Source organism: Siminovitchia jepli (assembly GCF_047228825.1).
GTDB lineage: Bacteria > Bacillota > Bacilli > Bacillales > Bacillaceae_C > Siminovitchia.
Window position 1 is genome coordinate 1 of sequence record NZ_JBFEGN010000189.1, and the last position, 1,628, is coordinate 1,628.

Consider the following 1,628-nt stretch of genomic DNA (forward strand, 5'->3'; position numbering starts at 1 on the left):
TTGATATGAAAATAACATTTTGCTTGAACGCACTGTTTCAATTTGTCAAGTACGCGGGAAAAATTCCCATGTAAAAAAGTCCATAAGGATGCCCGGGAATCGCTAGTAATTCTTTCCAATTTCTAAGATGCCGGTTGTTTTTCGACTTGATAACCCATCGACCGAAGACGATTGGCCAATTGTTTTTCAATTCGATCTTTATTGCGCTGAAGGAGATAATCGGCACCCAGTTCTTTGTAATCTTCATCATTTAATAACATGTGATAAGCAATAACTAATATTTTATGCGCTATGGCAATAGTAGCTTTTTTCTTGCCTCGCCTTTTCGCTAGTGCCCAATACTTGGAACCTAGATAGGTTCTTGTTTTGCTAGCTGCTTGGGCGGCTTCGCATAAGGCCGTTTTTAATGACTGATCTCCCTTGGTCGTTCGGGTACTTTTTTTTTACCTGCACTTTCGTTGTTGCCGGGACTTACACCCGCCCAGGATGACGCATGGTTGGCACTTGGGAACTTACTCATATCTACACCCATTTCGGCCACAATGATTGCAGCAGTATCTCGACTGACACCGGGAATTCCATCAAGGTGCTCAATCTGTTCGTTGTAAGCAGTGAGCATTGTCTCAATTTGGGATTCAATCTGTTCGATGCAAGACCCTATGGATTCGAGGTGCTCAAAGATCGTTCGCAATAAGAAGCGATGATGCTCACTTAAATTCCCTTGAAGAGAACGAGCCAATTGCGGAATTTTGGGCTTCACCCTTCCATGTACAGTTTGCGCCAATTCTTCCGGAGTCGGTGGATTCTCACTCAGTAAAGCTTTTAGAATGCGCATTCCTGATACACCGAAAATATCTGAAAGAACGGACCCCATCTTGATGTTGGCATCTTCCAAAAACTTTTGGATGCGATTCCGCTCTGCTGTACGTTGGTTGACCAACTTTTTACGATAGCGTGTTAAATCGCGCAACTCTCGAATCGGTTTCGGCGGAATGAAGCTAGCCGCGAGCAGTCCCTTTCGAAGGAGTTGAGCAATCCAGTCGCTGTCTTTTACATCGGTCTTTCGCCCAGGGACATGCTTAATGTGTCTCGCATTAACGACAATCACGTTAAAGTTCGCTTCCAAGATGTTAAACACAGGTTTCCAGTACACCCCTGTGCTTTCCATTGCTACATGGGTGCACTCGAATGAAACGAGCCAATCACTTAATTCTAGTAAATCCGGGGTCATTGTCCCAAAGGATTTCGTTTCTTTTACAAGACGTTTCCCAGGCTTTCCAACAATGACTGTTGCGACAACAGAATCTTTGTGGACATCCAATCCAGCACAGCGTTCAAGCAAATCTTCCATAACAATAATCCTTTCTATGTGAGATATGAACAGGGTTCGCTTCGATTGGAGAAAGATGAAATTTGATATACGTGCTCGTGGCAACAGTAGGTTGTGCTCCACAATCGAAAGCTGTCCGTTTAGTTTTCGGGGTCTTAACCCACCATAAAAAATTACGACGTACCATTCCCCTGTTTATATCTAATTATGAAGGATCAGAAGGAGGCTTGTGCTGGGAACTATTGGCTGGAAACATTTTCATGCCAAGTTTGTGACCCGCCGGTCATGTATGTTTAGT

1 pseudogene is annotated in these 1,628 nt (G+C 43.8%); it reads right to left on the reverse strand.

Going from position 1 to position 1,628, the window contains the following annotated elements:
* Positions 1-122 precede the first annotated feature (122 nt).
* Positions 123-1,351 (reverse strand): annotated as a pseudogene (locus AB1L08_RS22315) (IS110 family RNA-guided transposase).
* Between the last annotated feature and the right edge of the window lie 277 nt (positions 1,352-1,628).